This is a genomic window from Ornithinicoccus halotolerans (assembly GCF_009602535.1).
GTDB lineage: Bacteria > Actinomycetota > Actinomycetes > Actinomycetales > Dermatophilaceae > Ornithinicoccus > Ornithinicoccus halotolerans.
On record NZ_WIQI01000035.1, the window covers coordinates 1 to 25,830 of the forward strand.

Genomic DNA, 25,830 nt, shown 5'->3' on the forward strand with positions numbered 1-25,830 from the left:
CCCGTCCCCGCCCTCGCGCCGGTCTCAGCCGCCGGCCGAGCCGGAGGTGGACGTCCACGACCCCCAGGGCGTGCGGCTGCAGAAGCTGCTCGCCGGGGCCGGGTGGGGCAGCCGCCGCGCCTGCGAGCGGCTCATCACCGAGGGCCGGGTCGAGGTCGACGGCCAGGTCGTCACCGAGCTCGGCGTCCGGGTGGACCCCGCCCGGCAGCGGATCCACGTCGACGGCACCCGGGTGGTGCTCGACGACAGCAAGGTGTACCTGGCGCTGAACAAGCCCGCCGGCACGGTGTCGACGATGAGCGACGACCAGGGCCGGCGCTCGCTGGCCGACCTGGTCGGGCACCGTGCCGAGCGACTGTTCCACGTCGGCCGGCTGGACGCCGACACCACCGGGCTGCTGCTGCTCACCAACGACGGCGAGCTGGCCCACCGGCTGCAGCACCCCTCCTACGCGGTGGCCAAGACCTACGTGGCCCGGGTGCCCGGCCCGGTGCCGCGTGACCTGGGCCGCCGGCTGCGGGCCGGGGTGGAGCTGGAGGACGGGCCGGTGGCTGTCGACTCGTTCCGGGTGGTGGACTCGGCGCCGGGCGAGGCGCTGGTCGAGCTGGTGCTGCACGAGGGCCGCAAGCACGTGGTGCGCCGGCTGCTGGCCGCCGTCGGCCACCCGGTCCGGTCGCTGAGCCGGGTGCAGGTGGGACCGGTGCGGCTGGGCGAGCTGCGCCCCGGCAAGACCCGGCCGCTGACGCCCGAGGAGGTCGGCGCGCTCTACCGCGCCGCCGGCCTCTGAACGCCGGCACCGACCGGCGGTGCGGAGCCGCTGCGGCGCCCGACTACGCTGGTGGGGTGCAGAGCAGTGCCCGTGGCCCGCGCCCGCTGACCGTCGCGATCGACGGGCCCAGCGGCTCCGGCAAGTCCAGCGTGTCCCGGGCGGTGGCCCGCCGGCTGGGGCTGGCCTACCTGGACACCGGTGCGATGTACCGGGCGCTGGCCTGGTGGTGCCTGCGCGCGGAGGTCGACCTCGCCGACGTCGAAGAGGTGGCCCGGCGGTCCCGGATCCTCCCGCTGCGGATGAGCACCGACCCCGACCACCCGCAGGTGCACGTGGGCGAGGACGACGTGACCGCCGAGATCCGCACCACCGGGGTGTCCACGGTGGTCTCCCAGGTGGCGACCAACCTGGCGGTCCGGGCCGACATGCGCCAGCGGCAGCGCGACCTGATCGCCGCCGCCCGTGACGAGGGCGGGATCGTGGTCGAGGGCCGCGACATCACCACCGTGGTGGCCCCCGACGCGGAGGTGCGGATCCTGCTGAGCGCCTCCGAGGAGGCCCGGCTGGCCCGCCGCGCCCGGGAGCTGTACGCCGCCGACGACGAGACCGCCGTGGCCGCGACCCGGGACCAGGTGCTGCGCCGGGACCGCGACGACGCCACCGTCTCGGCGTTCTTCGACCCCGCCGACGGCGTCGTCGGAATCGACACCTCCTCCCTGACGTTCGAGGAGTCAGTAGCGGCCGTGCTGGCGGCCGTGGACCTGGACCCCGGGTCCAGGGTGCACACCTGACCGCGGTGCGGGCGTGGCCCTGACCCGTCCCGACGCCGCCACGCCCGACCGCGACCAGCGACCAGCGACCAGCGACCCGCAACACGGAGGAACGATGACCGCTCCCACCGACCGCACCGAGAAGTTCGCCGCCTACGCCCACCCGGAGCGGCTGGTGTCCACGGACTGGCTCGCCGAGCACCTGGGTGAGCCCGGGCTGGTGGTGCTCGAGTCCGACGAGGACGTGCTGCTCTACGACACCGGCCACATCCCGGGTGCCCACAAGCTGGACTGGCACACCGACCTCAACGACCCGCTGACCCGTGACTACGTCCAGGGCGAGCGGTTCGCCGAGGTGATGAGCGCCCGCGGCGTCACCCGGGACAGCACCGTGGTGATCTACGGGGACAAGAACAACTGGTGGGCCGCCTACGCGCTGTGGGTGATGACGCTGTTCGGGCACGAGGACGTGCGGCTGCTGGACGGCGGCCGCACCAAGTGGGTCGCCGAGGGGCGCGAGATGACCACCGAGGCCCCGGCGGTCACACCCAGCGACTACCCGGTCGTGGAGCGCGACGACCGCACCGTGCGTGCGTTCAAGGACGACGTCATGGCCCACCTGGGCCGGCCGCTGGTCGACGTCCGGTCCCCGGGGGAGTTCTCCGGCGAGCGGCTGCACATGCCCGACTACCCGCAGGAGGGCGCGATGCGCGGCGGCCACATCCCCGGCGCGAGGTCGGTGCCGTGGGCACGGGCCGCCAACGAGGACGGCACCTTCCGCTCCCGCGAGGAGCTGGAGGCCATCTACCAGCAGGAGCAGGGGCTGGACCCGGCCGAGCCGACCGTCGCCTACTGCCGGATCGGGGAGCGGTCCAGCCACACCTGGTTCGTGCTCACCCACCTGCTGGGCTTCGACGCCGTCCGCAACTACGACGGCTCCTGGACCGAGTGGGGCAACGCGGTCGGCACCCCGGTGGAGCGCTGATGGCCGCCGCCCAGTCCCAGGACGAGCAGCAGGACCAGGCCCCGCTGCCCACCGGGCTGCAGGAGCTGGTCGAGGACTTCCACGCCGTCACCGTGCAGGAGCGGCTGCAGCTGCTGCTGGAGCTGAGCCAGGAGCTGCCTGGCCTGCCGCAGCGCTACCAGGGCCGGCTGGACCAGATGGAGCGGGTGGACGAGTGCCAGTCGCCGGTCTTCCTCGCCGTGGAGGTGGAGGAGGACGCGGACCGCACGGTGCGGCTGTTCATCGACGCCCCGGCCGAGGCCCCGACGACGCGCGGCTTCGCCGGCATCCTGCACGAGGGACTGGACGGCACCCCCGCCGGTGAGGTGCTGGCTGTGCCCGACGACGCCCCCTACCGGTTCGGCCTCGCCGAGGCGGTCTCGCCGCTGCGGCTGCGCGGCATGGTCGGGATGCTGGCACGCATCAAGCGCCAGGTCCGGGCCCGCACCACCGCCGCCGACGCGGCCGCGGGGGAGGGCTGATGACGCCGCCGCAGGACACCGGCCCGGAGCTGGGCCCGGACGCCCCGGACGGCCCGGACGGCCAGGTCGAGACCGCGCTGCGCGCCGGCCTGGAGGAGTTCGAGCTCACCGAGGAGGACCGGGCGCTCGTCGAGAGCGGCGACCTGGTCCGCCAGGACGACCGGGCCGAGGCGCCCCGGCCGGTGCTGGCCGTCGTCGGACGTCCCAACGTCGGCAAGTCCACGCTGGTCAACCGCATCCTGGGCCGCCGTGAGGCGGTCGTCGAGGACGTGCCGGGGGTGACCCGGGACCGGGTCGCCTACGACGCCGAGTGGGCCGGCCGCCGGTTCACCCTCGTGGACACCGGTGGCTGGGACGTCGACGCGAACGGCATCCAGCTGCGGGTCGCCGAGCAGGCCCAGGTCGCGGTCGAGCTCGCCGACGCCGTGCTGCTGGTGGTCGACGCCCGGGTCGGCGCGACCGACACCGACGAGGCCGTGGTGCGGCTGCTGCGCCGTTCGGGCAGACCCGTCGTGCTCGCCGCGAACAAGGTCGACGACCAGCGCACCGAGGCCGACGCCGCCACGCTGTGGTCGCTCGGGCTGGGCCAGCCGTGGCCGGTCTCCGGCCTGCACGGGCGGGGCAGCGGCGACCTGCTGGACGCGATCCTGGACGTGCTGCCGCCGGAGTCGGCTGTGGCCGCGGCCTACCCGCGTGGCGGGCCGCGCCGGGTCGCGCTGCTCGGCCGGCCCAACGTCGGCAAGTCCAGCATGCTGAACAAGCTCGCCGGGACCGAGCGCGTGGTCGTCGACGAGACCGCCGGCACCACCCGCGACCCCGTCGACGAGCTGATCGAGATCGAGGGCAGCCAGTGGCGGTTCGTCGACACCGCCGGCATCCGGCGGCGGGTGCACCAGACCCACGGCGCGGACTTCTACGCCTCGCTGCGCACCCAGTCGGCACTGGAGAAGGCCGAGGTCGCGGTGGTGCTCCTGGACGCCTCGCAGCCGCTGGCCGAGCAGGACATCCGCATCGTGCAGCAGGTCATCGACGCCGGCCGGGCCCTGGTGATCGCCTACAACAAGTGGGACCAGCTGGACGAGGAGCGCCGCTACTACCTGGAGCGGGAGATCGAGCGCGAGCTGGTCCAGGTCACCTGGGCGCCCCGCGTCAACGTCTCCGCGCTGACCGGACGCCACCTGGCCCGGCTGGTGCCGGCCCTGCACACCGCGCTGGACTCCTGGGAGACCCGGATCCCCACCGGACGGCTCAACGCCTTCCTCGGTGAGGTCGTCGCCGGCCACCCGCACCCGGTGCGGGGCGGGCGGCAGCCACGCATCCTGTTCGGCACGCAGGCCAGCACCCGCCCGCCGAAGTTCGTGCTGTTCGCCAGCGGCTTCCTGGAGGCGGGCTACCGGCGGTTCCTGGAGCGCCGGCTGCGGGAGGAGTTCGACTTCACCGGCTCCCCGATCGAGATCGCGGTGCGGGTGCGGGAGCGACGCCGCCGCTGAGGCGTCAGCCGGTGCCCGCGAGCACGCGGGCGATCTCGGCCTGGAAGCCGCGGACGTGGCCGCGGACCACGTCCTCCGCGCCGGCCGCGTCCCCGTCGCGGACCGCGGTCAGCAGCTCCTCGTGCTCGCGCACCGCGGCCCCCAGCCGGGGTGCGCGCGCCAGCCCGAGGAACCACAGCCGCAGGCTCAGCGTGAGGTACTCCTCCAGCGTGCGGTCCAGGACCGGGTTGGCAGCCGCCGCGCGCACCAGCCCGTGGACGCGCTGGTCCAGCCGGATGAGCGCGCGGTGGTCCGCGTCGGCGGGCAGGTCGGCCACCTCCGCCAGCAGCGCCGTTGACCGCCGCCGGTCGCGGTCGGTCGCCCGGGTGGCCGCCAGCCGGGCCGCCAGCGCCTCCAGCTCCACCCGGACCTCACAGATCGCGGCCAGGTCCCGGGCGTCCACGGGCGTGGCCACCATGCCGCGGCGGGGCCAGATGGCCACCAGGCCGTCGTCGGCCAGCCGGCGCAGCGCCTCGCGAACCGGCGTGCGGCCCAGCCCCAGCCGGGCCATCAGCTCCTGCTCGCGCAGCGGCCCGCCCGGCGGCAGCTGCAGCGTGACCAGCAGGTCGCGCAGCAGGTAGTAGGCCACGTCCGCCCGGCTGCTCACCGCGCGGCCCTCGGGGACCAGGACTGTCAGCCCGCTGAGGTCCCGCGCCTGCGGGTCGGCGGCCGCCACGCCGGCGGAGTGACCGGTCGGCGGCGAGGGGTCGGCGTCAGCCATGGTCAACTCCCTCCTGCCTGATATACCGTGAGGATATCAGGCGTCACGTGAGGGGATGAGGACGATGGGTGACTTCCCGGAGCGCGCCGACATCGTGGTGATCGGTGCCGGCATCGTGGGCAACTCCTTGGTGCACCACCTGGCGGAGCTGGGCTGGCAGAACATCCTGCTGCTCGACAAGGGACCGCTGCCGGACCCCGGCGGGTCGACCGGACACGCCTCCAACTTCGTGTTCCCGGTGGACCACTCCAAGGAGATCACCGAGCTGACGCTGGACTCGCTGCGGCAGTACGCCGAGCTCGGCGTGCTCACCCAGTGCGGCGGCATCGAGGTGGCGCGCACCCCCGAGCGCCTGCAGGAGCTGCGCCGGCGGATGTCCTCGGCCCGCGCCTGGGGGATCGAGGCCGAGCTCATCGGGCCGGCACGGATCCGGGAGCTGGTGCCCTGGATCCGCGAGGATCTGCTGCTGGCCGGCTTCCACACGCCCACCGGCGCGATCGTCGACCCGGTGCGCGCCGGGGAGCTGATGCGGGAGCGGGCCGTCCAGCGGGGGGCGCTGCGGGTCGCGCCGGAGACGGAGGTGACCGCCATCGACACCGAGCACGGCCGGGTGACCGGGGTGCAGACCTCCCGGGGGCGGGTCGACACCGAACGGGTGGTGGTGGCGTGCGGGGTGTGGAGCCCGGCCGTCGCGGCCCTCGCCGGGGCCACCATCCCGCTCACCCCGGCCGTGCACCAGATGATGGACCTGGGCCCGATCCCGGAGCTGGCCGACAGCGGCGAGTGGATCTCCTTCCCGCTGGTGCGGGACATGGACGCCCGGATGTACGAGCGGCAGCGCGGACCGAGCCTGGAGGTCGGCTCCTACGCCCACCGGCCGATCCTGCACGAGCCGGAGGAGATCCCGCCGCTGGGCGTCGGACCGCAGGAGTCCCCGACCCAGATGCCGTTCACCGACGCTGACTTCGCGCCACAGCTGGCCCACGCCCGCCAGCTCTTCCCCTCGCTGCTGGACCGGGACGACGTGGCCCCACGCGAGGCGATCAACGGGCTGCTGTCGATCACCCCCGACGGCGCACCGCTGCTGGGCGAGACCGCGGAGGTGCGCGGGCTCTGGTCGGCCGCCGCGGTCTGGATCAAGGAGGGTCCCGGCGTGGGCCGGGCGGTCGCGGAGTGGATCACCCACGGCGCCTCCGAGATCGACGTGCACGGCGCCGACATCACCCGGTTCCCACCACACGCCCGCACCCGCCACCACGCCCGCGCCCGCGCGAGCGAGGGCTTCCCGAAGGTGTACGGCATCGCGCACCCGCGCGAGCAGTGGGCCAGCAACCGGCCGATGCGCACCACCCCGTTCCACGCCCGCACCCAGGCGCTCGGCGCCGAGTACTTCGAGGTCTCCGGCTGGGAGCGGCCGCAGTGGTACGCCGGCAACGCCCCGCTGCTGGCCGAGTACGGCGACCGGGTGACCCGTCGGGTGCACGAGTGGGACACCCGCTGGTGGTCCCCGATCATCGAGGCCGAGCACCTGGCCATGCGGGAGCGGGCGGCCATGATCGACCTGACCGCCTTCTCCGTCTTCGACGTCACCGGCCCCGGCGCGCTGGACTACGTGCAGCACCTGGCCGTCGCCCAGATGGACCGGCCGGTGGGCCGGGTGATCTACACCCCGCTGCTGGACGAGCGCGGCGGCTTCCGCGCCGACCTGACCATCGTGCGGCTGGCCGAGCAGCACTTCCGGGTCATCACCGGCGCGGCGGACGGGGCCCGCGACCTGGCGTGGTGCCGGCGCCACCTGCCGGGCGACGGCTCGGTGACGCTGCAGGACCTGACCTCGGCCAGCTGCGCCATCGGCCTGTGGGGCCCGCGGGCCCAGGACGTCGTGGCCGCCGTGACCGACGCCGACGTCTCCGCCGAGGGGTTCGGCTTCGGCACCGCCCGGGAGGTGGTGCTCGCCGGCATCCCGGCGCTGATGGTGCGCATCTCCTACGTGGGCGACCTGGGCTGGGAGATCCACCTGCCGGTCGAGCACGGGCTTGCGCTCTGGGACGCGCTGTGGCGCGCGGGCCAGCCGCACGGCGTCGTCGCGGCCGGCGCGGGCGTCTACGGCACCACCGGTCGGCTGGAGAAGGCGCACCGGCTGATGGGGGCCGAGCTGGCCCCGGACCGGGACCCGGTGGAGGCGGGGCTGGCGCTGCCCCGGGTCAAGGACGCCGACTTCGTCGGCAAGCCGGCCTACCTCGCCGCGCGGGAGCAGGAGCCGGCGGCCGTGCTCTGCACCCTGGCCATGGCCGAACCGGGCGAGGCCGGACCACGCTTCCCCACGGGGAACGAGCCGGTGCTGGCGGAGGACGGGTCACCGCTGGTCGATGCCCGGGGACGACGCAGCTACGTCACCAGCGCCGGACCGGCACCGTCGCTGGGCCGCTACCTGCTGCTGGCCTACCTGCCTCCGGAGCAGGCCGTGGCGGGGCGCCGGCTGCAGGTGGACTACCTCGACCAGCGGCATCCGGTCGAGGTGCTGACGGTGGGCCGGACCGCCCCGTTCGACCCCGACCACACCCGCCCGAAGGGGTGAGCGGGGGAGTGGGCCTCACGCCGAGGCAGCGTGCCCCATCCGCCGGGACAGCTCGGCGGCCGCGAGCAGCACGCGCTCGCGGACCTGCGGGAGCCGCTCGGGAGGGAGCCGGTAGGCCGGTCCGGCGACGCTGATCGCCGCGACCACGTCGCCGGTGTGGTCGTGCACCGGGGCCGCCACCGCGTTGAGCCCCTCCTCGAACTCCTCGACGGCGTGGGCGTAGCCCTGCACCCGGATCTCCCGCAGCGCCTCTCGCAACGCGCCCGGTGAGCTGACCGTGTGCGCGGTGAACGCCTCCAGCCGGCCGGACAGCACCCGCTGCTGCTCGACGTCGGGCAGGTATGCCAGCAGCACCTTGCCGCTGGAGGTGGCGTGCAGGGCGGTGCGCTGGCCGATCCAGTTGCGCATCGCCACCGCGGTGCCGGCCTCCGCCTGGCAGACGTTGATGGCGACGCCGTCCCGGGTGATCGCGACGTTGCTGGTCTCGCCCAGCTCGGCCGACAGCCGGTCGCACACCGGCTGTGCCTCCACGCTCAGGTCGAGGCGAGCCGCGGTGGCACCGGCCAGCCGCAGGCAGCCCACCCCCAGCCGGTAGCGCCCGGCGCCCTCCGGGGGCTCGACCAGGTCGTGGCTGACCAGCACCTCCACCAGCCGGCCCACCGTGGACTTGTGCACGTCGAGCTCGCGTGCCATCTCGCTCAGGCTGGCCTCGCCCTCCCGGGCCAGGATGCGCAGCAGCCGCAGCGCACGGTCCACCGAGCGCACCGGAGCGGGGGGAGAGCCGGTCGAGGGATGGGATGCGGTGCCGCTGGTCATGGCCCGGAGCCTAGTCGCGGGACCACGCTCGTGGCCACGACCGGTGTCGCGCACAGCGCTACCTATTGCGTCAGACGCGACGTGGTGTTATCCAGGGAGGGTCCCAATGACGTGGCACCTGCGGAGGCACCCATGACGATCAACCCCGACCCCCGTATCCTTCTCTACCCGCGGCTGCGCAAGTCCCCGTTCTTCTGGGCGTCCCGGCGCCACGGGGTCGCGATGTACAGCGTGTACAACCACACCTACCACCCCCGGCACTACGGCGACCCGGTCGCGGAGTACTGGGCCCTGCTCAACGGGGTCACGCTGTGGGACGTGGGCGTGGAGCGCCAGATCGAGATCACCGGCCCGGACGCGTTCGAGTTCACCAACATGCTGATCCCGCGCGACCTGTCCAAGTGCGCGGTCGGCCAGTGCAAGTACGTCTTCATCACGGCCGCCGACGGCGGGATCATCAACGACCCGGTGCTGCTGCGGCTGGGGGAGAACCACTTCTGGCTCTCGCTGGCCGACAGCGACGTCCTGCTCTGGGTCCGCGGCCTGGCGCAGTACTCCGGCCACGACGTCACCATCCGCGAGGCCGACGTCGGCCCGGTGCAGGTGCAGGGGCCGCTGTCGGCCCAGGTCATGGAGGCCGTGTTCGGCAGCGACGTGCTCGACATCGGCTACTACCGGCTGCGCGAGTACGAGCTGGACGGCATGCAGGTCGTCGTCTCCCGCACCGGCTACACCGCCGAGATCGGCTACGAGGTCTACGTCAAGAACGCCAGCCAGGACGGCGTCCGGCTCTGGGAGCGGATCTGGGAGGCCGGCCGCCCGTTCGGCCTGCAGGTGATCGGCCCCTGCCACATGCGCCGGATCGAGGCGGGCATCCTGGCCCACGGCTGTGACATCACCTTCGAGACCAACCCGTTCGAGGTGGGCATGGGGTATGACTGGATGGTCGACCTGGACCAGGAGGCCGACTTCATCGGCAAGGAGGCGCTCACCCGCATCAAGGCCGAGGGCCCGAGCCGGCGGCTGGCCGGCGTCGAGATCGGCGGGGAGCGGCTGGGCACCTTCAACGACGGCTCGATGATCGAGGCGTTCCCCGTCTGGCACGGTGACACCCGCGTCGGGGAGGTCACCTCCGCGTGCTTCTCGCCCCGGCTGGAGCGCAACATCGGCTTCGCGATGCTGCCGGTCGCGCTGACCGAGCTGGGCACCGAGGTGGAGGTGGAGACCCCGCCCGGTCGGGTCCCGGCCGTCGTGGTCCCCAAGCCGTTCGTGGACCCCACCAAGGACATGCCGAAGCGGCAGCTCGGCGCAGCGGCCCCGACGGCCGCGCCGGCGGAGGCCTAGGAGCGCCCCGGTGCCCCAGCCGGCCCTCCCGACGGAACTCGCCGACGACGAGCGCGCGCGGCGCACCCTGTGCGCCATGCTCGAACGGCCCCGCTACGAGGTGCTCCCGCTGCCGGGCGTGGCCGAGGAGGTGGCCCGGCACGCGCCGGCAGCGGCGACCATCACGGTCACCTCCTCGCCCTCGCGAGGGCCGCTGGCCACCGTCGAGGTCGCCGCCGAGCTGGCCCGGCTGGGGCACCGCGTGGTCCCGCACCTGGCGGCCCGGCAGTACCGCGACGCCACGGCCGTCGAGGAGGCGCTGGAACGGCTCCGCAGCGCCGGCGTCGACGAGCTGTTCGTCGTGGGCGGTGACGCCGAGGAAGCGGCGGGGAGCTTCCCCGACGCCGAGTCGCTGTTGCAGGTGCTGCGGCCGCTGGCCCCCGACCTCAGGATCGGGGTCGCCGGCTATCCCGAGTCCCATCCCCGCATCGCCGACGACCCGCTGACGCAGGCACTCAGCCGCAAGGCCGCTCACGCCTCGTATGTGGTCAGCCAGCTGTGCCTCGACCCGGCTGCGGTCACCCGCTGGGTGTCCTCGCTGCGAGAGCGCGGGCTGGACCTGCCGGTCCTGGCGGGGATCCCCGGCGCGGTCGGCACCGGCCGGCTGCTGCGCATCAGCCGCCAGATCGGCGTGGGCGACTCGCTGCGCTTCCTCACCGGGCACGGCACGGGTCTCGCGCGGCTGGCCCGCCCCGGACGCTTCGACCCGACCCACCTGGTCGCCTCGCTGGCCGCGCCGGAGGAGGACGGTGGCGAGGCCCCAGCCGGACTCCACATCTACAGCTTCAACGCGCTCGCGGACACCGAGCAGTGGCGACAGCAGCTGCTCGCTCGGCTCCAGGAGGGAGACGCAGCATGACCATGACCCACCCTGCCGACAACCTGTCCATCTCCTCGCAGGCCCGGCTGCGACCGATCGAGGAGGTCGCCGGGGCCATGGGCGTCGGCCAGCACCTGCTGGAGCCCTACGGGCGCGGCGTCGCGAAGCTGGACCTGACCGCGATCGAGGAGCTCGCCGCCCGGCCACAGGCCACGTATGTCCTGGTCACCGCCATCACCCCCACGCCACTGGGGGAGGGCAAGACCACCACCACGGTCGGCCTCGGTCAGGGGCTGCGGCAGATCGGCCGCAGCGCCACCATCTCGGTCCGGCAGCCCTCGCTCGGCCCGACGCTGGGGATCAAGGGCGGCGGCGCCGGCGGCGGCTGGAGCCAGGTGGTGCCCATGGAACGGCTCAACGTGCACCTGACCGGTGACGTGCACGCGGTCACCGCGGCGCACAACCAGCTGGCCGCCATGGTCGACAACGACCTCCACCGCGGCAGCCCGTCCGGGCTGGACCCGAACGCGGTGACCTGGCGCCGGGTGATGGACGTCAACGACCGGGCGCTGCGCCAGATCGTGACCGGCCTGGGCCCGGCCGTCAACGGGCCGGTCCGGCAGACCGGCTTCGACATCACCGCCGCCTCGGAGGTCATGGCCACGCTCTCGCTGTCCCGGTCGCTGGCCGACCTGCGCGCCCGGCTGGGACGGATCGTCGTGGGCCGGACCCGTGACGGCGAGCCGGTCACCGCCGAGCAGCTGCGCGCGGCCGGCGCGATGACGGTGCTGCTGAAGGAGGCCGTCCGGCCCAACCTGATGCAGACCGTGGAGCACACCCCGGCGCTGGTGCACTGCGGGCCGTTCGGCAACATCGCCACCGGCAACTCCTCCGTGGTCGCCGACCTCATCGGCAGCCGCTGCGGCGACTTCCTGGTCACCGAGGCCGGGTTCGCCGCCGACATGGGCGCCGAGCGGTTCTTCAACATCAAGTGCCGCATCTCCGGGCTGGTCCCGGACGTGGCCGTCGTGGTGGCCACGGTGCGGGCGCTGAAGGTCCACTCCGGCCGGCACCGGGTGGTGGCCGGACGGCCGCTGCCGCCGGAGATGACCGAGGAGAACCCCGAGGACGTGATGGCCGGCGCGGACAACCTGCGCGCCCAGCTGGCCATCATCCGGCGGCACGGGGTCACGCCGGTGGTGGCGATCAACGCCTTCCCCACCGACTACCCCTCCGAGCACGAGGCGATCGCCGCCGTCGCGGAGCAGGAGGGCGTGCGGTGCGCGCTGTCCACCCACTTCGAGGACGGCGGCGCCGGGGCCGCCGAGCTGGCCCAGGCCGTGGTGGATGCGGCCGAGCAGCCGGAACCCGGTGGGTTCCGCTTCCTCTACCCCGACGAGCTGCCGCTGCGGGACAAGATCGAGCGGATCGCCACCGAGGTGTACGGCGCGGACGGCGTGGACTACAGCCCCACGGCCGCCCGCGACCTCGACAGCTTCACCGCCAGCGGCTACGGCTCGCTGCCGGTCTGCGTGGCCAAGACCCACCTGTCGCTGTCGGCGGACCCCACGCTGACCGGCGCACCGCGCGGGTGGCGGCTGCCGGTCCGGGAGGTCCGGCTGTCGGCCGGTGCGGGCTTCGTCTACCCGATCTGCGGGGACATGCAGACCATGCCCGGGCTGGGCGCGACACCGGCGGCCGGGCGCATCGACATCGACGAGGAGGGCCACACCGTCGGCCTGTACTGACACCGCCCGGCCGATTCCTCGCCCGCTCTCCTGCTGAGGTAGGCTTCAGGTCGCCTCGCACGGGCCCGCTTCGCGGGTTCGTGCCGGCCTCGGGCTGTGGCGCAGCTTGGTAGCGCACTTGACTGGGGGTCAAGGGGTCGCAGGTTCAAATCCTGTCAGCCCGACCGAGGAAGCAGCACGTCAGGGGCGGTACCGACCACCATCGGTGCCGCCCCTGACGGCGTTCCGCCGGGTCGTAACGCCCGCCGCCGCGGCGAGGTGGCGCGCAGCGCAGGTGCCGGCCGCGGGCAGCGCGCCGCTACGCTGAAGGCACCAGCAGCGTCGCCGGCCCTCGCGTCCGCCCCCCGTCCAGCGTCGTGCGGGCCCGACTCCGGAAGGCTCCGCCATGACCGCACCTCACCGCCCCCGGCACATCGCGCTCGTCGCGCACGACAGCATGAAGGCCTCGCTGCTGCGGTGGAGCGACCACAACCGCAGCACGCTGCAGCACCACGTCCTCTACGCCACCGGCACCACCGGCACCATGCTCGAGTACGAGCTGGGGCTGCCCGCGCACCGGTTCATGTCGGGGCCGGTGGGCGGGGACCAGCAGATCGGCGCGCGCATCGCCGAGGGCGGCCTGGACGTGCTGGTCTTCTTCTGGGACCCGCTGGAGGCCCAGCCGCACGACCCGGACGTGCGCGCGCTGCTGCGCATCGGCACCGTGTGGAACATCCCGATGGCCTGCAACGTCGCCACGGCCGACATGCTCATCACCTCCCCGCTGCTCAACGGTGACTACGAGCACCGGCGGCCGGACTTCACGCCGCGGGAGTGGGACCAGACGCAGTCGCCCACCGCCGGGTAGCGGCCGGCTACACCGCGCCGGCGTCGGCCGCGGCCCGGATCTCGGCCACGTCGATACGCACCTGCCGCAACAGCGCCAGGCTCGCGCGCTCGGCGCGGCCCGGGTCGGGGTCGCGCAGCAGCTCGTCGACCTCGTGCGGGAACACCTGCCAGGAGACCCCGTAGCGGTCGGTGAGCCAGCCGCAGGCGACCTGCTGGCCACCCTCGGACAGGCCCTCCCACACCAGGTCCGACTCCGCCTGGTCGGCGCAGATCAGCTGGATCGACAGCGCCTCGGTGTAGCGACGGTGCTCGCCACCGTTGAGCGCCGTGAACGGGCTGCCGTCCAGCTCGAACTCCACGGTCATCGGCGACCCGACCGGCAGCCCCGCCGGCGTCTCCGAGACGTAGGGGCTGACCCGGACCACCCGCGACCGCGGGACCACGCTCGTGTAGAACCTCGCGGCCTGCTCGGCCTCGGTCGCGAACCACAGGCACGGGGCGACGGTGGGCATGACGGGCTCCTCTCCTGGGGGCCGACGCCACTCGTCAGCCTCCTGGCGGTACGGACCCCGCCCCGGCGAAGGACTCATCGGTGCCGCCGGGCCGGTCGGGCCGGAGCCGGCTCCCGGGCCACCTATCCTGGTGGCGTGAGCAGCAGTGCCGGGCCGCCGGGGGCAGGGGAACAGGCCGCTGCCCCGCGCGTGGTGCCCCGGCGCGAGCAGGTGCTGACGCTGCCGAACGTGCTGTCCGCGCTCCGGCTGCTGGGCGTGCCGCTGTTTCTCTGGCTGCTCCTCGCCCGGCAGGACGGCTGGGCGCTGGTGGTGCTGGCGCTCTCGGGCGTCAGCGACTACCTGGACGGCAAGATCGCCCGCCGGTACGGCCTGGAGTCCCGGCTCGGCCAGTACCTGGACCCGATCGCCGACCGGCTCTACATCGCCACCACCCTGCTGGGGCTCGCCTGGCGCGACGTCATCCCGTGGTGGCTGGTGCTGGCGCTGCTGGCCCGGGACCTGTTCATCGCCGGCATGTACCCGGTGGCGCGGGCCTACCGGTTGCCCGTCCCGCCGGTGCACTTCGTGGGCAAAGCGGCCACCTTCAACCTGCTCTACGCCTTCCCGCTGCTGCTGCTTGCCCACGGTGACGGCTGGGTAGCGGCGGTGGCGCTGCCGCTGGGATGGGCCTTCGCCTGGTGGGGCACCGGCCTGTACTGGCTCGGCGGCTGCCTCTACGCCGTGCAGGTCGCCGACATGGCCGCCCAGCGGCGACGGCAGTGGGCCGCGGTGGCCCCGTGAGCCGGCCGCTGGACCGGGTGCTGCGGTGGCGACCGCCGCGGGGCAGGCCCGACCCGGACCCGGCCGCGTCGATGGCGCTGCTACGGGAGGTGCTGAACCGGCCGCTGGACCCCGGTTACCGCTCGGCCGCGGAGCAGCGCTCCGCCCACGGGCTGCCGGCCTCCACCGGCAGCCGCAGCGTACTGCTGCTGGTGTCCTCCCTGGTCCTCGGCCTGCTGGTCACCGTCGGCGCGCAGTCACTCCGCGGCCCGGACACGGCGGAGGCGCAGGCCCGGTCCGACCTCGCCGACCGGGTCGGGGAGCAGCGCGAGCTGCTGACGGAGCGCTCGGCGCGGGTGGAGGAGCTGCAGGCCGAGGTGGCGGTGATGCAGGAGCAGGCGCTGGACGGGCAGAGCGCACTGGCCGAGGAGCTCGACCGCCACCGCCGGCTCGCCGGAGGCACGCCGATGACCGGGCCCGGTCTCGCGGTCGTGCTCGACGATCCGCCCCGCCCGGCCGACGTCGGCGTCCCGGGGGAGGACCGGGTCCTGGCGCGCGACCTGCAGGTCCTCGTCAACGGGCTGTGGGCCCACGGGGCCGAAGCGATCGCCATCAACGAGCACCGGCTCACCTCGACCTCCTCGATCCGGTTCGCCGGGGAGGCCATCGTCGTCGACTTCCAGGGGCTCACCCGGCCCTACACGGTGACCGCGATCGGACCGGTGGACGAGCTGGCCGCCGAGCTGGACTCGGGCTCCACCGGCGCGTACCTGACCGAGCTGCAGGAGGAGTACGACATCATCGTCGAGACCATGCGTGACGACGAGGTCACCGTCCCGGCCGCGACCCGGCTCAGCGTGCGGGAAGCCTCCGTCGCCGACGACGCCGCGAAGGAGGAACGCCGATGATCCCGCTGCTGGGCCTCCTCGCCGGGGTCATGCTCGGCCTGCTCGTCCAGCCCGACGTGCCGGCCTGGCTGGCGCCGTACCTGCCGATCGCGGTCATCGCGGCACTCGACGCGGTCTTCGGCGGGGTCCGGGCGGCGCTGGAGGGCATCTTCAACGACCGGGTGTTCACCATCTCGTTCCTGTCCAACGTGCTCGTGGCCGCGCTCATCGTCTTCCTGGGCAACCAGCTGGGCGTCGGCAGCCAGCTCACCACAGGCGTCGTGGTGGTGCTCGGGCTGCGGATCTTCTCCAACGTCGCGGCCATCCGGCGACACCTGCTGGGGGCCTGATGACGGCGCAGGACCCCCGCCCGGAACCGGACCCGGAGCAGAACCCGCGCCCGGAGCAGGACCCGGCCGCGCCCGTCGAGGTGCCGCGCCCGCAGGCCTGGCGGCGGCTGCGGCGGCTCGGGGTGCGAGTCTCCCGAGGCAGCCTGCTCGCGGGCGTGCTCACGCTGCTGCTGGGGCTGGCCCTGGTCGTCCAGGTGCGCACCGTCGACGCCGGCGACCTGGAGTCGCTGCGAGAGCCGGAGCTCATCGCGCTGCTGGACGACGTGACCAGCCGGGGCGAGGCGCTGGAGGTCGAGATCGCCCAGCTGGAGCAGGAGCGCCGGGAGCTGCGCAGCGCGCGGGGGGACGAGGCGGCCGCGGAGGCGGCGCGCTCGCGGCTGGAGAGCTACCAGGTGCTGGCGGGGACCGTGCCGGCGACCGGGCCCGGTGTGGTGGTCCTGGTGACCGACTCCGAGCACGCGGTCTCGGCCACCACGATGGTGGACCTGATCCAGGAGCTTCGCGACGCCGGGGCGGAGGCGATCCAGATCGGCTCGCACCGGGTGGTGGCCTCCACCTGGGTGGGCACCGCCGAGGACGGACGGCTCACCATCGCCGGCTCGGCGCTGAACTCCCCGTACCGGATCGTGGCGCTGGGGGACCCGCACACGCTGACCGGCGCGTTGAGCATTCCCGGCGGCTTCAGTGACAGCGTGCGCCGGGTCGGTGCCGAGGTCTCGATCGAGGAGCGCGACCAGATCCTGGTGGATGCATTGCACGAGCCGACTGAGCCTCGTTACGCTCGCCCCGTGCCACCGGAGGAGGACTCCTAGTCCGCTGCGGTGGCCGCTGCCCCCAGGGGCCCACCCGGCCGACGACGAGGAGACCGATGAGCGAGCTCGAGTACCCGCAGGACCTGCGCTACACCGCGGACCACGAGTGGGTGAAGGACCTCGGGGAGGGGCGGGTGCGCGTCGGCATCACCGCCTACGCCCAGGACGCGCTCGGTGACGTCGTCTACGTCAGCCTGCCCAGCAGCGGCGAGGCGCTGTCCGCGGGCGAGGCCTGCGGTGAGATCGAGTCCACCAAGTCGGTCAGCGACGTGTACGCCCCCCTCAGCGGCGAGGTGACCGCCGTCAACGACGCCCTCGACCAGACCCCCGAGCTGGTCAACAGCGACCCGTACGGCGAGGGCTGGATGTATGAGCTGCAGCTGGCCGACGAGGCCGGGCTGGACGACCTGCTGGACGTCGGCGCCTACCGCGACCAGCTGGACTGAGCACCACCCCGACGCGAGGGACCGCAGCCCATTGTCGGGGGTGGGGGCTGAACTATCCTTGACGCAGGCGGGCATCGACGCCCGCCCGGCACGACGACCAGGAAGCAGGTGCGCAGGTGAGCGACCGGGAACGTGAGCACCACGGGTCCGTGGGCGACCCGCCCACGGCGCGGATCCCGCACGGCGCGGAGGCGCCGCACCAGGAGCGCCACTTCGAGGACGACGGCCCCCGCCTCTCGCCGGAGGACCAGCGCACCGTCGACGCGCTGCGCCCCGGCACCGCGCTGCTGATCGTGCTGCGCGGGCCCAACACCGGCGCCCGCTTCCTGCTGGACGACGCCGAGGTCAGCTCCGGGCGGCACCCCGACAGCGACATCTTCCTCGACGACGTCACCGTCTCCCGCCGTCACGCCGTCTTCGCCCGGGAGGGCGAGGGCTACGTCGTGCGCGACATCGGCTCCCTCAACGGCACCTACGTCAACCGGGAGCGCATCGACGAGGCCCGGCTCGAACCCGGTGACGAGGTGCAGATCGGCAAGTTCCGCCTCGTGTACCACGTCGGGCGGCAGTGAGCCCCAGCGGCGCACAGCACCGGTCCACGCCCGCGCCCGCCGAGGGCATGGCCATCGGGGCGGTCCTCAAGCGGCTGCAGCCGGAGTTCCCCGACCTGACCGTCTCCAAGATCCGGTACCTGGAGTCCGAAGGGCTGGTCTGCCCCGAGCGCCGGGAGTCCGGGCTGCGCCGGTTCGCGGAGGACGACGTCGAACGGCTGCGGTTCGTGCTCAGCATGCAGCGGGACCGCTACTGGCCGCTGAAGGTCATCAAGGACGCCCTCGACCGGATGGACCGGGGACTGGCGCCGGACGGGCCGGTGGCGGTGCCCGACGACTCCGGGCGGGGTGCGCCCGCCCCGGTGGCGCTGCCGACGGCCGAGGAGCTGCGTCGCCGGCGCTCGGTCCGGCTCTCGCCACGGGAGCTGCGGGAGCAGAGCGGCCTGGACAGCGCCACCTACGGCGCGCTGTGCGCCTTCGGGCTGCTGACGACCGACGCCGCCGGACGGCACGGCGCCGATGACGTGGACGTCGCCCGGCAGTGCGCGGCGCTGGCCTCCTTCGGCCTGGAGGCGCGGCACCTGCGGCTGTTCCGCGTCGCGGCCGACCGCGAGATCGGGCTGGCCCAGCAGATCCTGGAGCCGGTGCGGCGACGCCACGCCCGGGGGGCCGCCGACGCCGACCCCGACCAGCAGCAGGCCGAGGTGCTCGCGCACTCGCTGGCGCTGCACGTGGCGCTGGTCCGGGCCGGGCTGGAGCGCAGCCGCTGACGGCCGGGACACGGCCGGCTGCCGCGACGACGGACCCGGCGACGCAGAGTACCGTGGGGGTGTGAGAGAGCTCGACGTCCTCGGAGTGCGGGTGGAGATGCCCAGCAACAACCCGATCGTGCTCCTTCGCGAGCGCGACGGGCAGCGCTACCTGCCGATCTGGATCGGTGCCCCGGAGGCGACCGCGATCGCCTACGCCCAGCAGGGGGTCGAACCCCCGCGGCCGCTGACCCACGACCTGATGCTGACCATCCTGACCACCCTCGAGCACCAGCTGGAGGGAGTGGACATCACCGCCATGGAGGAAGGCATCTTCTACGCCACCCTCCGGCTCAGCGAGGGGATCGAGATCTCCTCGCGTCCCTCCGACGCGATCGCGCTCGCGCTCCGGGCCGCGGCGCCCATCCGCGCCACCGACGAGGTGATGGAGGTCGCGGGCGTCACCATGGCCATCGAGGACGAGGACGAGGTGGAGCGGTTCCGCGAGTTCCTCGACCAGGTGAGCGCCGAGGACTTCCAGGAGGGACAGGACCCGCCCGGCGCGTCCGGGTAGGCCGACTGAGGGGGAGTGGAGACCGGCGACCGGCCCGGCGCGTCGGTCGTTGACCGGGGGGTGGCCCGGGCATACGGTCTCAGGAAGAGACGACCGCTCGGGACGGGTCGTGCCAGCCGGCGCGGACCCCCAGAACGCCAGGAGGGTGCCGTGGGCACGGGTGCAGAGGTCGAGGGCGGCGGGAACGGCACGCGGCCGTCACCGTCGCAGGGACTGCTGTTCACCGACGACGTCCCGGCGCTGGAGGAGGGCATCGGCTACCGCGGCCCGACCGCGTGCCGTGCCGCCGGCGTGACCTACCGGCAGCTGGACTACTGGGCGCGCACCGGGCTGGTCGAGCCCTCGGTCCGCAACCCGACCGGTTCGGGCACCCAGCGTCTCTACAGCTTCCGCGACATCCTGGTGCTCAAGATCATCAAGCGGCTGCTGGACACCGGGGTCTCGCTGCAGCAGATCCGCGTCGCCGTCACCCAGCTGCGGGAGCGGGGCGTGCAGGACCTGGCCCGCATCACGCTGATGAGCGACGGCGCCAGCGTCTATGAGTGCACCTCCGACGACGAGGTGATCGACCTGGTCCGGGGTGGGCAGGGCGTGTTCGGCATCGCGGTCGGCAGCGTCTGGCGCGAGGTGGAGGGATCGCTGTCCGACCTGCCCTCCGAGCGTGCGCAGGACCCGCTGGAGACCCACCCCGAGGACGAGCTCTCGCGCCGCCGGCGCGCCCGCAAGACCAGCTGACCGCGGAGCGCACCACCCGTTCCGGCCCGGCCACCGGGCCGACCCTGCGCGGGCGCGGTGCTAGATTGGCGACGCCGACAATGCCGCGCGGGAGAGTCCTCACCGGCCTACGGTGAGGCGCCGAAGGGGCAAACTCCCCGGAAGCTCTCAGGCGCCCAGGACCGTGCGGACGAGGCGACTCTGAAGCGACGGTGCCGTCGTGACAGAGGGGGAGGCACCGACACCGTGAAGGAGCCTCATGACGTCCCAGCAGACGCACACCCACCCGGTCGTGACCGACGACACCGCCCCCGCCACCGCGGGGCTGACCGAGTTCGTCGGGCGGCACATCGGCCCTGACGACGACGCCGTGGCCACCATGCTGCAGGCGCTGGGCCACGACTCCCTGGAGGACCTGGTCGAGGCCGCCGTCCCCGGGGCGATCCGCACCGCCCAGCCGCTGCAGCTCGCCGCCGCCCCGACCGAGCAGGCGGTGCTGGAGGAGCTCGCCGGCCTCGCCCGCCGGAACCGGGTCGCCACCTCGATGATCGGCCTGGGCTACTACAACACCCACACCCCGCCCGTGGTGCGACGCAACGTGCTGGAGAACCCCTCCTGGTACACCGCCTACACCCCGTACCAGCCGGAGATCTCGCAGGGCCGGCTGGAGGCGCTGCTGAACTTCCAGACCGTCGTGGCCGACCTGACTGCGCTGCCCATCGCCGGGGCCTCGCTGCTGGACGAGGCCACCGCGGTCGCCGAGGCGATGACGCTGATGCGGCGGGTCAGCAAGGTCGACCAGGGTGCCGTGCTGCTGCTGGACGAGCAGCTGCTCCCGCAGACCACCGCGGTGGTCACCACCCGGGCGAGGCCGCTGGGCATCGACGTCGTCGTGGCGGACCTGACGGGGGTGCGGGACGAGGCCGCGCTGCGCCAGGTCGCCGGCGACCAGGAGGTCTTCGGCGTCGTCGTCCAGTACCCGGGCGCCGACGGAGAAGTCCGCGACTGGCGGGCACTCACCGAGGCCGCCCACGCCGCCGGGGCACTGGTCACCGCGGCCAGCGACCTGCTCGCCCTGGCGCTGCTCACCCCGCCGGGCCAGTGGGGCGCCGACGTCGCCGTCGGGTCCTCGCAGCGGTTCGGCGTGCCGATGGGGTTCGGCGGCCCGCACGCCGGGTTCATGAGCGTGCGCGAGGGGCTGCACCGCAGCCTGCCCGGCCGGCTGGTCGGCGTGAGCAAGGACGCCGACGGCGCGTTGGCCTACCGGCTGGCGCTGCAGACCCGCGAGCAGCACATCCGCCGGGAGAAGGCGACCTCCAACATCTGCACCGCACAGGTGCTGCTGGCGGTCATGGCCGGCATGTACGCGGTCTGGCACGGGCCCGAGGGGCTGCGCCGCATCGCCGAGGAGACCCACGCCAAGGCCAGCTACCTGGCCCGGGCACTGCACGAGGCCGGCGTCGAGGTGGTCACCCAGACCTTCTTCGACACCCTCACCGTGCGCGTCCCCGGGCGGGCGCGCGCGGTGGTGGCCGCGGCGCTGAAACGCGACATCAACCTGTGGCTGGTCGACGACGACCACGTGCTGCTCAGCACCGACGAGGACGTCACGCTGCACGACCTGCAGGCGGTGTGCGAGGCCTTCGGCGCCAGCGGCGGGGACGAGCTGGTGGCGGTGGACGTCGACGACAGCTGGCCGTCATGGGTGGTGCGGGAGCGGGACTACCTGACCCACCCGGTGTTTCACCGCTACCGCAGCGAGACCGCCATGATGCGCTACCTGAAGGAGCTGGCGGACCGCGACTACGCCCTGGACCGGGGCATGATCCCGCTCGGCTCGTGCACGATGAAGCTGAACGCGGCCACCGAGATGGAGGCCATCACCTGGCCGGAGTTCGCCTCGCTGCACCCGTTCGCGCCGGCCGACCAGAGCGAGGGGCTGCGCGAGCTCATCTCCCAGCTGGGGGACTGGCTGTGCGAGATCACCGGCTACGACGAGGCGACGCTGCAGCCCAACGCCGGGTCGCAGGGCGAGCTGGCCGGGCTGCTGGCCATCCGCCGCTACCACGTGGCCAACGGCGACGAGGACCGGACGGTGTGCCTGATCCCGGCCAGCGCCCACGGCACCAACGCCGCCAGCGCCGTGATGGCCGGGCTGCGGGTCGTGGTCGTCGGCACCGGCGAGCAGGGTGACGTCGACCTGGCTGACCTGCGGGCCAAGATCGAGCAGCACCGGGACCAGCTCGCGGCCATCATGATCACCTACCCCTCCACCCACGGGGTCTTCGAGGAGACCATCACCGAGCTCTGCGAGCTGGTGCACGAGGCCGGCGGCCAGGTCTACGTCGACGGCGCGAACCTGAACGCGATGATGGGCGTCGCCAAGCCCGGCGAGTTCGGGGGGGACGTGTCCCACCTGAACCTGCACAAGACGTTCTGCATCCCGCACGGCGGCGGCGGGCCCGGCGTCGGGCCGGTGGCGGTGCGGGAGCACCTGGCCCCGCACCTGCCCAACCACCCGCTGGACCCCGCGGCCGGGCCCGAGACCGGCGTCGGCCCGGTGTCGGCGGCACCGTTCGGCTCCGCCGGGATCCTGCCGATCTCGTGGGCGTTCGTCCGGCTGATGGGCGGGGCCGGTCTGACCCGCGCCGCCCAGGTGGCGGTGCTGACGGCCAACTACGTCGCCCACCGGCTGCGGGACCACTACCCGGTGCTGTACAGCGGGGAGCACGGGCTGGTCGCCCACGAGTGCATCATCGACCTGCGCGAGCTGACCAAGCGCACCGGTGTGACCGTCGACGACGTCGCCAAGCGGCTCATCGACTACGGCTTCCACGCCCCGACCATGTCCTTCCCCGTCGCCGGCACCTTCATGGTCGAGCCGACCGAGAGTGAGGACCTGGCCGAGCTGGACCGGTTCTGTGACGCGATGATCGCGATCCGGGAGGAGATCGAGGAGGCCGCGGCGGGCGACGTGGCCACCAGCGTGCTGCGGCAGGCCCCGCACACCGCGCTGTCGATCGCGGGGGAGTGGGACCACCCCTACGACCGGATGCGGGCGGCCTACCCGCCCGGCGTGGACCCGGGCCGCAAGTACTGGCCCCCGGTGCGCCGGATCGAGGGCGCCTACGGGGACCGGAACCTGATGTGCTCCTGCCCGCCGGTCGCTGACCTGGCAGAGGGCTGAGCGCCCGCGCCCGGGCGGGGCGGTCGCGGCGGTAGCCGCTGCCGCCCGGGTGTGGTTGGCTCGGACCACCAGGCACGAGGTGATCGGAGTCGAGATGGGCCAAGAGGTCAGTTCCGCGGCGTTCACCCGCGAGCAGCGGCTGAGCTACCGCGCCAAGGTCTTCCAGAACCTGGACGTCTTCGAGCGGATGCTGGAGGAGAAGAGCTTCGACTTCACGCGCCCGCAGATGGGCGTCGAGATCGAGCTGAACCTGGTCAACCACCGGCTCGAGCCCGCGCTGGTGAACGAGGCGGTGCTGGCGGACATGGCCGAGGGCGAGTTCCAGACCGAGGTGGGCCGCTACAACATCGAGATGAACGTGCCGCCGCGCCCGATGGCAGGCGACCAGGCCCGCCGGCTGGAGCGCTGGCTGCTGCAGCAGCTGGGCTCGGCCAACGACGCCGCCCGCCGCCACGACGCCCACGTCACCTGGGTGGGGATCGTCCCCACGTTGCAGCCGGAGCTGTTCGACAGCGAGTGGCTCAGCCTCGGGGTGCGGTACACGGCGCTGAACGAGGCGATGCTGCGCGAGCGCGGCGAAGGCATGGAGCTGGACATCGAGGGGCCGACCGGGGAGCGGGTCTCCAGCTACTTCGAGACCCTCGGGCCGCTGTCCGGGTGCACCTCGGTGCAGCTGCACCAGCAGGTCACCCCGCAGGACTTCCCGATGTACTGGAACGCCGCCTCGGCCGCCAGCGGCGTGCAGCTGGCGATGGGGGCGAACTCGCCGTACCTGTTCGGCAAGCGGCTGTGGGCCGAGACCCGCATCCCGCTGTTCAGCCAGATGGTCGACACCCGCTCCGAGGAGCTCAAGCACCAGGGGGTGCGCCCCCGGGCCTACTTCGGCAGGGCGTGGATCACCTCCATCTTCGACCTGTTCGAGGAGAACGTCCGCAGCTACCCGGCGCTGCTGCCGGAGCTGAGCGAGGAGGACCCGGTCGCCGTGCTGGAGGCCGGCGGCGCGCCGGAGCTGGCCGAGCTGCGGCTGCACAACGGGACGGTGTACCGGTGGAACCGGCCCATCTACGAGTCCGACGGCGGCACGCCTCACCTGCGCGTGGAGAACCGGGTGCTCCCCGCGGGCCCGACCGTCATCGACATGGTGGCCAACGCCTGCTTCTACTACGGGCTGATCGAGAAGTTCACCAGCAGCGGCCGGCCGATCTGGACCAAGATGCCGTTCGAGGACGCCGAGCACAACTTCGACGAAGCCGCCCGGTTCGGCATCGACGCCAGCCTGCGCTGGCCGGGGCTGGGCACCCTGCCGGTCACCGAGCTGGTGGGGGACCACCTGCTGTCGCTGGCCGACGAGGGGCTGTCAGGGCTGGGGCTGCGCCGGGAGGTGCGCCGCCACTACCTGGAGGTCATCGAGGAGCGCTGCCGGACCGCGCGCAACGGCTCCAGCTGGCAGGTGGCGGCCACCGGCCGCTACGAGGCGGCCGGCCACCCCCGGGAAGAGGCGCTGCGGTTGATGTTCGGTGACTACGTCGAGCACATGGACTCCAACTTGCCGGTGCACACCTGGCCGCTGCCGGAGCCGGAGCGGGTGGCCCCCGCCGAGAGTTCCGCCCGGGAGCCGGCCGCCGCGCGCTGACGTCGCCGAAAGGAGAGAGGGCATGATCCTCATCGTGGTCAAGTTCCCGGTGAAGCCGGAGCACGCCGAGCAGTGGCCCGCGATCGTGGCCGACTACACCGCCGCCACCCGCGCCGAGCCGGGCAACAAGTGGTTCGAGTGGTCACGCAGCCTGGACGACCCCCACGAGTACGTCCTCGTCGAGGCCTTCGAGGACGACGCCGCCGAGGCGCACGTGGGCTCGAAGCACTTCGCGACGATGCGGCGGGAGTGGCCGCAGTACCTGAGCGCGACGCCGCGGATCATCTCCCGGCAGGTGGAGGGGGAGGACTGGGACCGGATGGGCGAGCTGCAGGTGGACTGAGGCTCGCCGGCGGTGGGTCAGGCCTCGACGCCGGGGTCCGGGCTCAGGTTCCAGGCCTCGATGACGGGGTCCTCCCGGTGGTGGCCCAGCACCCCGATCGCGCCGGCGTGGAAGGTCAGGTGCGCGGCGAACCGCGGTGCCTGCTCCAGGTAGACGGCGGTGAGGATGCGCAGCGCGTGGCCGTGCCCGCACAGCACCACGTCGCCCTCGTGCCGGTGCGGGGTCACCGCCGCGAGCACCCGGGAGGCGCGGGCCGCTACCTCCTCGACCGTCTCCCCGGGGGTCTCGCCGGGCTCGATGGGGTCGGTGAACACCGACCACGGTCGGCCCCGCTCCTCGCGGACCTCCTTGGTGGTGCGCCCTTCGAAGGCGCCGTAGTCCCACTCCCGCAGGTCCTCGTCGACGGCGTCGCTCTGCAGCCCGGCCAGCTCGGCGGTGCGGCGGGCCCGCTGCAGCGGCGAGGTGCGCACGTGCACGACCTGGTAGCGGCCCAGCAGCGGCGCGAGCGAGCGTGCCACCTGCTCGCCCTCGGGCAGCAACGGCAGGTCGGTGACGCCGGTGTGCTGCCCGCTGCGGGACCACTCGGTGTCGCCGTGCCGGAGCAGCAGCAACCGGCCCGGTGGGGGATCGGGGGCGTCGTCGGCAGTCGTCATCCTGGCAGGCTAGCTGCCATGGCTGCCGCTGGCCTCCGCGACCTCCGGCGCACCGTGACGCTGCCCACGCCGGTGCGCGCCGATGTCGGCTGACCGGGCCCGCCGCGCGAACCGGCCGCTGCGGCGCGCCCTCGGGCTCCGCGATGCGGTCGCGGTCGGGCTGGGGGCGATGGTCGGTGCCGGGGTGTTCGCGGTCTGGGCACCGGCCGCCGC

At 73.6% G+C, this 25,830-nt stretch carries 26 protein-coding genes, 1 tRNA gene and 1 riboswitch; of the genes, 23 read left to right on the top strand and 4 right to left on the bottom strand.

Going from position 1 to position 25,830, the window contains the following annotated elements:
* From GFJ45_RS08155 to der, 5 genes are all read left to right on the top strand, one after another.
* A partial coding sequence (locus GFJ45_RS08155) for a pseudouridine synthase (RefSeq protein WP_153396003.1) occupies positions 1 to 787 on the top strand: 787 nt, incomplete at its 5' end.
* 56 nt (positions 788 to 843) lie between these two features.
* On the top strand, positions 844 to 1,560 hold the full coding sequence (cmk, locus tag GFJ45_RS08160; RefSeq protein WP_228386702.1) for a (d)CMP kinase: 717 nt from the start codon (positions 844 to 846) through the stop codon (positions 1,558 to 1,560).
* Between the two features lie 94 nt (positions 1,561 to 1,654).
* Positions 1,655 to 2,524 carry a sulfurtransferase gene (locus tag GFJ45_RS08165; RefSeq protein ID WP_153396008.1) on the top strand — a complete coding sequence of 290 codons (870 nt, stop codon included), beginning with the start codon at positions 1,655 to 1,657 and terminating at the stop codon, positions 2,522 to 2,524.
* Positions 2,524 to 3,024 (top strand): SufE family protein, encoded by a 501-nt coding sequence (locus tag GFJ45_RS08170; protein ID WP_153396010.1) that lies wholly within the window; start codon positions 2,524 to 2,526, stop codon positions 3,022 to 3,024. Before GFJ45_RS08165 ends, GFJ45_RS08170 begins: the two co-directional genes overlap by 1 nt.
* Complete coding sequence (gene der / locus GFJ45_RS08175; protein ID WP_153396013.1) at positions 3,024 to 4,514, top strand: ribosome biogenesis GTPase Der; 1,491 nt, start codon at positions 3,024 to 3,026, stop codon at positions 4,512 to 4,514. The genes GFJ45_RS08170 and der overlap by 1 nt, the downstream gene beginning before the upstream one ends.
* A 4-nt stretch (positions 4,515 to 4,518) precedes the next feature.
* Here der and GFJ45_RS08180 read toward each other — a convergent pair whose 3' ends face one another.
* Positions 4,519 to 5,274 carry a GntR family transcriptional regulator gene (locus GFJ45_RS08180; protein WP_153396015.1) on the bottom strand — a complete coding sequence of 252 codons (756 nt, stop codon included), beginning with the start codon at positions 5,272 to 5,274 and terminating at the stop codon, positions 4,519 to 4,521.
* 55 nt (positions 5,275 to 5,329) lie between these two features.
* Here GFJ45_RS08180 and GFJ45_RS08185 point away from each other — a divergent pair, with 55 nt between their 5' ends.
* Positions 5,330 to 7,852: a GcvT family protein gene (locus GFJ45_RS08185; protein WP_267128855.1), complete on the top strand. Its 2,523-nt coding sequence runs from the start codon at positions 5,330 to 5,332 to the stop codon at positions 7,850 to 7,852.
* A gap of 15 nt (positions 7,853 to 7,867) precedes the next feature.
* Here the strand turns inward: GFJ45_RS08185 and GFJ45_RS08190 are convergent, their stop codons facing one another.
* On the bottom strand, positions 7,868 to 8,668 hold the full coding sequence (locus GFJ45_RS08190) for an IclR family transcriptional regulator (RefSeq protein WP_153396019.1): 801 nt from the start codon (positions 8,666 to 8,668) through the stop codon (positions 7,868 to 7,870).
* 132 nt (positions 8,669 to 8,800) lie between these two features.
* Here GFJ45_RS08190 and GFJ45_RS08195 point away from each other — a divergent pair, with 132 nt between their 5' ends.
* From GFJ45_RS08195 to GFJ45_RS08215, 5 genes are all read left to right on the top strand, one after another.
* Positions 8,801 to 10,012, top strand: a complete 1,212-nt coding sequence (locus GFJ45_RS08195) for a glycine cleavage T C-terminal barrel domain-containing protein (RefSeq protein WP_153396021.1) — start codon at positions 8,801 to 8,803, stop codon at positions 10,010 to 10,012.
* Positions 10,013 to 10,088: 76 nt separating this feature from the next.
* Entirely contained in the window at positions 10,089 to 10,910 is an 822-nt protein-coding gene (locus GFJ45_RS08200) for a methylenetetrahydrofolate reductase (RefSeq protein WP_194288584.1), read from the top strand.
* The gene (locus GFJ45_RS08205) at positions 10,907 to 12,619 is read left to right on the top strand and encodes a formate--tetrahydrofolate ligase (protein WP_228386705.1); all 1,713 of its coding nucleotides are present in this window, start codon (positions 10,907 to 10,909) and stop codon (positions 12,617 to 12,619) included. The genes GFJ45_RS08200 and GFJ45_RS08205 overlap by 4 nt, the downstream gene beginning before the upstream one ends.
* Before the next feature lie 90 nt (positions 12,620 to 12,709).
* Positions 12,710 to 12,783, top strand: a tRNA-Pro gene (locus GFJ45_RS08210).
* Positions 12,784 to 13,004: 221 nt separating this feature from the next.
* On the top strand, positions 13,005 to 13,466 hold the full coding sequence (locus GFJ45_RS08215) for a methylglyoxal synthase (protein WP_153396025.1): 462 nt from the start codon (positions 13,005 to 13,007) through the stop codon (positions 13,464 to 13,466).
* 7 nt (positions 13,467 to 13,473) lie between these two features.
* Here GFJ45_RS08215 and GFJ45_RS08220 read toward each other — a convergent pair whose 3' ends face one another.
* Positions 13,474 to 13,959 carry a VOC family protein gene (locus GFJ45_RS08220; protein WP_153396027.1) on the bottom strand — a complete coding sequence of 162 codons (486 nt, stop codon included), beginning with the start codon at positions 13,957 to 13,959 and terminating at the stop codon, positions 13,474 to 13,476.
* A gap of 189 nt (positions 13,960 to 14,148) precedes the next feature.
* Between GFJ45_RS08220 and GFJ45_RS08225 the strand changes: the two genes are divergently transcribed.
* The 12 genes from GFJ45_RS08225 (at position 14,149) to GFJ45_RS08280 (ending at position 24,964) form a co-directional block, all read left to right on the top strand.
* Positions 14,149 to 14,739 (top strand): CDP-alcohol phosphatidyltransferase family protein, encoded by a 591-nt coding sequence (locus GFJ45_RS08225; protein ID WP_228386709.1) that lies wholly within the window; start codon positions 14,149 to 14,151, stop codon positions 14,737 to 14,739.
* Complete coding sequence (locus GFJ45_RS08230) at positions 14,736 to 15,626, top strand: DUF881 domain-containing protein (RefSeq protein ID WP_153396031.1); 891 nt, start codon at positions 14,736 to 14,738, stop codon at positions 15,624 to 15,626. Before GFJ45_RS08225 ends, GFJ45_RS08230 begins: the two co-directional genes overlap by 4 nt.
* Positions 15,623 to 15,955 carry a small basic family protein gene (locus GFJ45_RS08235; RefSeq protein ID WP_153396033.1) on the top strand — a complete coding sequence of 111 codons (333 nt, stop codon included), beginning with the start codon at positions 15,623 to 15,625 and terminating at the stop codon, positions 15,953 to 15,955. Before GFJ45_RS08230 ends, GFJ45_RS08235 begins: the two co-directional genes overlap by 4 nt.
* A complete protein-coding gene (locus GFJ45_RS08240) occupies positions 15,955 to 16,767 on the top strand; it encodes a DUF881 domain-containing protein (RefSeq protein WP_153396035.1) in 813 nt (270 codons plus the stop codon). The genes GFJ45_RS08235 and GFJ45_RS08240 overlap by 1 nt, the downstream gene beginning before the upstream one ends.
* Positions 16,768 to 16,823: 56 nt before the next feature.
* Positions 16,824 to 17,213, top strand: a complete 390-nt coding sequence (gene gcvH, locus GFJ45_RS08245; protein WP_153396037.1) for a glycine cleavage system protein GcvH — start codon at positions 16,824 to 16,826, stop codon at positions 17,211 to 17,213.
* Between the two features lie 116 nt (positions 17,214 to 17,329).
* Entirely contained in the window at positions 17,330 to 17,785 is a 456-nt protein-coding gene (locus GFJ45_RS08250) for an FHA domain-containing protein (RefSeq protein WP_194288585.1), read from the top strand.
* On the top strand, positions 17,782 to 18,534 hold the full coding sequence (gene ftsR, locus GFJ45_RS08255; protein ID WP_228386706.1) for a transcriptional regulator FtsR: 753 nt from the start codon (positions 17,782 to 17,784) through the stop codon (positions 18,532 to 18,534). Before GFJ45_RS08250 ends, ftsR begins: the two co-directional genes overlap by 4 nt.
* A gap of 61 nt (positions 18,535 to 18,595) precedes the next feature.
* The gene (locus GFJ45_RS08260) at positions 18,596 to 19,087 is read left to right on the top strand and encodes a bifunctional nuclease family protein (RefSeq protein WP_153396039.1); all 492 of its coding nucleotides are present in this window, start codon (positions 18,596 to 18,598) and stop codon (positions 19,085 to 19,087) included.
* A 150-nt stretch (positions 19,088 to 19,237) separates the two neighbouring features.
* Positions 19,238 to 19,822 carry a MerR family transcriptional regulator gene (locus tag GFJ45_RS08265; protein WP_153396042.1) on the top strand — a complete coding sequence of 195 codons (585 nt, stop codon included), beginning with the start codon at positions 19,238 to 19,240 and terminating at the stop codon, positions 19,820 to 19,822.
* Between the two features lie 78 nt (positions 19,823 to 19,900).
* A riboswitch (glycine riboswitch) is annotated at positions 19,901 to 19,996 on the top strand.
* Between the two features lie 64 nt (positions 19,997 to 20,060).
* Positions 20,061 to 22,988 (top strand): aminomethyl-transferring glycine dehydrogenase, encoded by a 2,928-nt coding sequence (gene gcvP / locus GFJ45_RS08270; RefSeq protein ID WP_153396044.1) that lies wholly within the window; start codon positions 20,061 to 20,063, stop codon positions 22,986 to 22,988.
* 79 nt (positions 22,989 to 23,067) lie between these two features.
* Positions 23,068 to 24,621, top strand: a complete 1,554-nt coding sequence (locus tag GFJ45_RS08275; RefSeq protein ID WP_323368720.1) for a glutamate--cysteine ligase — start codon at positions 23,068 to 23,070, stop codon at positions 24,619 to 24,621.
* A gap of 22 nt (positions 24,622 to 24,643) precedes the next feature.
* Positions 24,644 to 24,964, top strand: a complete 321-nt coding sequence (locus GFJ45_RS08280) for a putative quinol monooxygenase (protein ID WP_153396047.1) — start codon at positions 24,644 to 24,646, stop codon at positions 24,962 to 24,964.
* A 17-nt stretch (positions 24,965 to 24,981) separates the two neighbouring features.
* Here the strand turns inward: GFJ45_RS08280 and GFJ45_RS08285 are convergent, their stop codons facing one another.
* Positions 24,982 to 25,617: a histidine phosphatase family protein gene (locus tag GFJ45_RS08285; protein ID WP_153396048.1), complete on the bottom strand. Its 636-nt coding sequence runs from the start codon at positions 25,615 to 25,617 to the stop codon at positions 24,982 to 24,984.
* Positions 25,618 to 25,830: the final 213 nt, after the last annotated feature.

Excerpts from the sequence above, each read along its gene's own strand:
- GFJ45_RS08190 (WP_153396019.1), bottom strand. The coding sequence starts at position 8,668 with ATGACCAGCGGCACCGCATCCCATCCCTCGACCGGCTCTCCCCCCGCT.
- GFJ45_RS08205 (WP_228386705.1), top strand. The coding sequence starts at position 10,907 with ATGACCATGACCCACCCTGCCGACAACCTGTCCATCTCCTCGCAGGCC.
- GFJ45_RS08220 (WP_153396027.1), bottom strand. The coding sequence starts at position 13,959 with ATGCCCACCGTCGCCCCGTGCCTGTGGTTCGCGACCGAGGCCGAGCAG.
- gcvH (WP_153396037.1), top strand. The coding sequence starts at position 16,824 with ATGAGCGAGCTCGAGTACCCGCAGGACCTGCGCTACACCGCGGACCAC.
- GFJ45_RS08185 (WP_267128855.1), top strand. The coding sequence starts at position 5,330 with ATGAGGACGATGGGTGACTTCCCGGAGCGCGCCGACATCGTGGTGATC.
- GFJ45_RS08280 (WP_153396047.1), top strand. The coding sequence starts at position 24,644 with ATGATCCTCATCGTGGTCAAGTTCCCGGTGAAGCCGGAGCACGCCGAG.
- gcvP (WP_153396044.1), top strand. The coding sequence starts at position 20,061 with ATGACGTCCCAGCAGACGCACACCCACCCGGTCGTGACCGACGACACC.
- GFJ45_RS08170 (WP_153396010.1), top strand. The coding sequence starts at position 2,524 with ATGGCCGCCGCCCAGTCCCAGGACGAGCAGCAGGACCAGGCCCCGCTG.
- GFJ45_RS08200 (WP_194288584.1), top strand. The coding sequence starts at position 10,089 with ATGCTCGAACGGCCCCGCTACGAGGTGCTCCCGCTGCCGGGCGTGGCC.
- der (WP_153396013.1), top strand. The coding sequence starts at position 3,024 with ATGACGCCGCCGCAGGACACCGGCCCGGAGCTGGGCCCGGACGCCCCG.
- GFJ45_RS08215 (WP_153396025.1), top strand. The coding sequence starts at position 13,005 with ATGACCGCACCTCACCGCCCCCGGCACATCGCGCTCGTCGCGCACGAC.
- GFJ45_RS08285 (WP_153396048.1), bottom strand. The coding sequence starts at position 25,617 with ATGACGACTGCCGACGACGCCCCCGATCCCCCACCGGGCCGGTTGCTG.
- GFJ45_RS08240 (WP_153396035.1), top strand. The coding sequence starts at position 15,955 with ATGACGGCGCAGGACCCCCGCCCGGAACCGGACCCGGAGCAGAACCCG.
- GFJ45_RS08195 (WP_153396021.1), top strand. The coding sequence starts at position 8,801 with ATGACGATCAACCCCGACCCCCGTATCCTTCTCTACCCGCGGCTGCGC.
- GFJ45_RS08165 (WP_153396008.1), top strand. The coding sequence starts at position 1,655 with ATGACCGCTCCCACCGACCGCACCGAGAAGTTCGCCGCCTACGCCCAC.
- GFJ45_RS08235 (WP_153396033.1), top strand. The coding sequence starts at position 15,623 with ATGATCCCGCTGCTGGGCCTCCTCGCCGGGGTCATGCTCGGCCTGCTC.
- GFJ45_RS08180 (WP_153396015.1), bottom strand. The coding sequence starts at position 5,274 with ATGGCTGACGCCGACCCCTCGCCGCCGACCGGTCACTCCGCCGGCGTG.